This window comes from Acinetobacter sp. V102_4 (assembly GCF_031799005.1).
Classification (GTDB): domain Bacteria; phylum Pseudomonadota; class Gammaproteobacteria; order Pseudomonadales; family Moraxellaceae; genus Acinetobacter; species Acinetobacter calcoaceticus.
On record NZ_JAVQNR010000008.1, the window covers coordinates 1 to 5,551 of the forward strand.

Below are 5,551 nucleotides of genomic sequence, written 5' to 3' on the forward strand. Positions count from 1 at the left end.
GAATAATGAGCTGGCGATGACTTACTCTCACATGGGAAACCCCACACTACCATCAGCGCTAAGAGGTTTCACTTCTGAGTTCGGGAAGGGATCAGGTGGTTCACTCTTGCTATGGTCGCCAGCACAACTGGTATGGATACTTGCATTGGTCTTATTGGTTGCCGATGCGTTTTCCAAATCTTTACAGATGGGCTGATTGAGTCTTAATATTTTGTTCATTTTAGCTAAGTGTATAACTAAATCAAGTTGCTTTGCATATTAATGAATCGATTGATGCTTTATATACAACTGCTTGGGTGTTGTATAGTCAAGCCTCACGAGCAATTAGTATTGGTCAGCTTCACATATCACTATGCTTCCACATCCAACCTATCAACGTCCTAGTCTCGAACGGCTCTTTAGAGGACATAAAGTCCTAGGGAAATCTTATCTTGAGGTAGGCTTCCCGCTTAGATGCTTTCAGCGGTTATCCCTTCCGAACATAGCTACCCGGCGATGCGACTGGCGTCACAACCGGTACACCAGAGGTTCGTCCACTCTGGTCCTCTCGTACTAGGAGCAGATCCTCTCAAATTTCCAGCGCCCACGGTAGATAGGGACCGAACTGTCTCACGACGTTCTAAACCCAGCTCGCGTACCTCTTTAAATGGCGAACAGCCATACCCTTGGGACCTGCTTCAGCCCCAGGATGAGATGAGCCGACATCGAGGTGCCAAACACCGCCGTCGATATGAACTCTTGGGCGGTATCAGCCTGTTATCCCCAGAGTACCTTTTATCCGTTGAGCGATGGCCCTTCCATACAGAACCACCGGATCACTAAGACCTACTTTCGTACCTGCTCGACTTGTGGGTCTCGCAGTTAAGCGCGCTTTTGCCTTTATACTCTACGCGTGATTTCCGACCACGCTGAGCGCACCTTCGTACTCCTCCGTTACTCTTTAGGAGGAGACCGCCCCAGTCAAACTACCCACCAGACATGGTCCTCGCCCCGGATTACGGGGCAGAGTTAGAACCTCAACATTACCAGGGTGGTATTTCAAGGACGGCTCCATTGGAACTAGCGTTCCAACTTCAAAGCCTCCCACCTATCCTACACAAGTAAGGTCAAAGTTCAATGTCAAGCTGCAGTAAAGGTTCACGGGGTCTTTCCGTCTAGCCGCGGGTACACTGCATCTTCACAGCGATTTCGATTTCACTGAGCCTCTGCTGGAGACAGCGCCGCCATCATTATGCCATTCGTGCAGGTCGGAACTTACCCGACAAGGAATTTCGCTACCTTAGGACCGTTATAGTTACGGCCGCCGTTTACTGGGGCTTCGATCAAGAGCTTCGCTTACGCTAACCCCATCAATTAACCTTCCAGCACCGGGCAGGCATCACACCCTATACGTCCACTTTCGTGTTTGCAGAGTGCTATGTTTTTAATAAACAGTTGCAGCGGCCTGGTTTCTGTGGCTGTCATCAGCTCAGGAAGCAAGTTCCATCACCAACAACAGCGTACCTTCTCCCGAAGTTACGGTACCATTTTGCCTAGTTCCTTCAGCAGAGTTCTCTCAAGCGCCTTGGTCTACTCGACCTGACCACCTGTGTCGGTTTAGGGTACGATTCCTGTGTAACTGAAGCTTAGAGACTTTTCCTGGAAGCATGGTATCAGCCACTTCGCTGTACAAGTACAGCTTGCTATCAGATCTCAGCATAGAGCACCCCGGATTTGCCTAAGATGCATGCCTACTTCCTTTCACCTGGACAACCAACGCCAGGCTGACTTAACCTTCTCCGTCCTCTCATCGCATTACACAGAAGTATTGGAATATTAACCAATTTCCCATCGACTACGCCTTTCGGCCTCGCCTTAGGGGTCGACTCACCCAGCCCCGATTAACGTTGGACTGGAACCCTTGGTCTTTCGGCGAACGGGTTTTTCACCCGTTTTGTCGTTACTCACGTCAGCATTCGCACTTCTGATACCTCCAGCATACTTCTCAATACACCTTCATCGGCTTACAGAACGCTCCCCTACCACTTGACTTAAAAGTCAAATCCGCAGCTTCGGCACATAGTTTTAGCCCCGTTACATCTTCCGCGCAGGCCGACTCGACTAGTGAGCTATTACGCTTTCTTTAAAGGGTGGCTGCTTCTAAGCCAACCTCCTAGCTGTCTATGCCTTCCCACATCGTTTCCCACTTAACTATGATTTTGGGGCCTTAGCTGGCGGTCTGGATTGTTTTCCTCTTGACTACGGACGTTAGCACCCGCAGTCTGTCTCCCGGATAGTACTCATAGGTATTCGGAGTTTGCATCGGTTTGGTAAGTCGGGATGACCCCCTAGCCGAAACAGTGCTCTACCCCCTATGGTATTCGTCCGAGGCGCTACCTAAATAGCTTTCGGGGAGAACCAGCTATCACCAGGCTTGATTAGCCTTTCACCCCTATCCACAAGTCATCCCCTGGCTTTTCAACGACAGTGGGTTCGGTCCTCCAGTTAGTGTTACCCAACCTTCAACCTGCTCATGGATAGATCGCCTGGTTTCGGGTCTATACCCAGCAACTAAACGCCCTATTAAGACTCGATTTCTCTACGGCTCCCCTATACGGTTAACCTCGCTACTGAATATAAGTCGCTGACCCATTATACAAAAGGTACGCAGTCACCGAACAAGTCGGCTCCCACTGCTTGTATGCATGCGGTTTCAGGATCTATTTCACTCCCCTCACAGGGGTTCTTTTCGCCTTTCCCTCACGGTACTGGTTCACTATCGGTCAGTCAGGAGTATTTAGCCTTGGAGGATGGTCCCCCCATATTCAGACAAGGTTTCACGTGCCTCGCCCTACTCGTCATCATTATGTGTGCCCTTTCGTGTACGGGAATATCACCCTCTACGTTCGCACTTCCCAGAGCGTTCCACTAAAACACACATAACTTAATGGGCTGATCCCCGTTCGCTCGCCGCTACTAAGGGAATCTCAATTGATTTCTTTTCCTAAGGGTACTGAGATGTTTCACTTCCCCTCGTTCGCCTTGCAACACTATGTATTCATGTTGCAATACCTACCTTAAAGTAGGTGGGTTCCCCCATTCAGAAATCTCCGGATCAAAGGATATTTGCCGCCTCCCCGGAGCTTATCGCAGGCTATTACGTCTTTCATCGCCTCTGACTGCCAAGGCATCCACCACATGCACTTAATTACTTGACTATACAACCCCAAACAGTCGTTATTACCTACAAGGAGTAATAAGACATGATCAATGATTTCTCATCAATCTCTTACAGTTTGAAGTACTGTGTATTTAAACACTGTACAGCTTCAATCTAATTCATATACCAAAACGCTTGATTCAGTTAATTTGCTAGTTCTCAATTAATTCCAAGATCAGAATTACTTCCTCTCTTTTCATTATTGAGTGAACAATTTATTTCAGACTCAATTTTGCCAATCTGTTAATGAATAAACATGCCTTCGTCAGGTCATGCTTAATACCGTGATACTTAAATCACAGAAGTTAATAAACCAAGATCTTAATCTTTATTTACTAATTTCTGTAATCCGAACTTCTCTTAAGTTCTGGTGGAGACTAGGAGAGTCGAACTCCTGACCTCCTGCGTGCAAAGCAGGCGCTCTACCAACTAAGCTAAGTCCCCAGCTTACATCATCAGTTATGTATCTTCTTTTCTATAACTTCAACCAGTCAAAGTCATGGTGGGTCTGACAAGACTTGAACTTGTGACCCCACGCTTATCAAGCGTGTGCTCTAACCAACTGAGCTACAGACCCTCAGATACATCTATGAAGAACAACTTGTTGTGGATTCTTACCAATCGTCAATCTTTCGTTAAGGAGGTGATCCAGCCGCAGGTTCCCCTACGGCTACCTTGTTACGACTTCACCCCAGTCATCGGCCACACCGTGGTAAGCGTCCTCCTTGCGGTTAGACTACCTACTTCTGGTGCAACAAACTCCCATGGTGTGACGGGCGGTGTGTACAAGGCCCGGGAACGTATTCACCGCGGCATTCTGATCCGCGATTACTAGCGATTCCGACTTCATGGAGTCGAGTTGCAGACTCCAATCCGGACTACGATCGGCTTTTTGAGATTAGCATCCTATCGCTAGGTAGCAACCCTTTGTACCGACCATTGTAGCACGTGTGTAGCCCTGGCCGTAAGGGCCATGATGACTTGACGTCGTCCCCGCCTTCCTCCAGTTTGTCACTGGCAGTATCCTTAAAGTTCCCGACATTACTCGCTGGCAAATAAGGAAAAGGGTTGCGCTCGTTGCGGGACTTAACCCAACATCTCACGACACGAGCTGACGACAGCCATGCAGCACCTGTATGTAAGTTCCCGAAGGCACCAATCCATCTCTGGAAAGTTCTTACTATGTCAAGGCCAGGTAAGGTTCTTCGCGTTGCATCGAATTAAACCACATGCTCCACCGCTTGTGCGGGCCCCCGTCAATTCATTTGAGTTTTAGTCTTGCGACCGTACTCCCCAGGCGGTCTACTTATCGCGTTAGCTGCGCCACTAAAGCCTCAAAGGCCCCAACGGCTAGTAGACATCGTTTACGGCATGGACTACCAGGGTATCTAATCCTGTTTGCTCCCCATGCTTTCGCACCTCAGCGTCAGTGTTAGGCCAGATGGCTGCCTTCGCCATCGGTATTCCTCCAGATCTCTACGCATTTCACCGCTACACCTGGAATTCTACCATCCTCTCCCACACTCTAGCTAACCAGTATCGAATGCAATTCCCAAGTTAAGCTCGGGGATTTCACATTTGACTTAATTAGCCGCCTACGCGCGCTTTACGCCCAGTAAATCCGATTAACGCTTGCACCCTCTGTATTACCGCGGCTGCTGGCACAGAGTTAGCCGGTGCTTATTCTGCGAGTAACGTCCACTATCTGAAGGTATTAACTTCAGTAGCCTCCTCCTCGCTTAAAGTGCTTTACAACCATAAGGCCTTCTTCACACACGCGGCATGGCTGGATCAGGCTTGCGCCCATTGTCCAATATTCCCCACTGCTGCCTCCCGTAGGAGTCTGGGCCGTGTCTCAGTCCCAGTGTGGCGGATCATCCTCTCAGACCCGCTACAGATCGTCGCCTTGGTAGGCCTTTACCCCACCAACTAGCTAATCCGACTTAGGCTCATCTATTAGCGCAAGGTCCGAAGATCCCCTGCTTTCTCCCGTAGGACGTATGCGGTATTAGCATTCCTTTCGAAATGTTGTCCCCCACTAATAGGCAGATTCCTAAGCATTACTCACCCGTCCGCCGCTAAGTGATAGTGCAAGCACCATCACCCCGCTCGACTTGCATGTGTTAAGCCTGCCGCCAGCGTTCAATCTGAGCCATGATCAAACTCTTCAGTTAAAAATCATTTTGCACCTTATTAAAGACAAGGTGCCAATTCTGGCTCATCAATTTTCTGACTTAAATTTCGCTCAAATAAACTTCGAGTAATTTAAACCAATCAATCAATGATAATATTTCGATCAATCAATCAGTAAAAATCCACACAAGTTGTTCTTCATAATCTCTTAATGATCTT

General features: G+C 48.4%; 2 tRNA genes and 3 rRNA genes. All 5 read right to left on the reverse strand.

The annotated features are described in order from the left end of the window. Nucleotides 1-8: 8 nt before the first annotated feature. A 5S ribosomal RNA gene (rrf, locus tag RMB13_RS00470) occupies nt 9-123 on the reverse strand. A gap of 180 nt (nt 124-303) precedes the next feature. Further along, nucleotides 304-3,197, reverse strand: a 23S ribosomal RNA gene (locus RMB13_RS00475). A gap of 370 nt (nt 3,198-3,567) precedes the next feature. After that, nucleotides 3,568-3,643: transfer RNA gene (locus RMB13_RS00480), tRNA-Ala, on the reverse strand. A 56-nt stretch (nt 3,644-3,699) separates the two neighbouring features. Beyond that, nucleotides 3,700-3,776, reverse strand: a tRNA-Ile gene (locus tag RMB13_RS00485). A 59-nt stretch (nt 3,777-3,835) separates the two neighbouring features. Further along, nucleotides 3,836-5,373: ribosomal RNA gene (locus tag RMB13_RS00490) — 16S ribosomal RNA — on the reverse strand. Together the 16S, 23S and 5S rRNA genes with 2 tRNA genes alongside form the textbook arrangement of a ribosomal RNA operon. Nucleotides 5,374-5,551 lie beyond the last annotated feature (178 nt).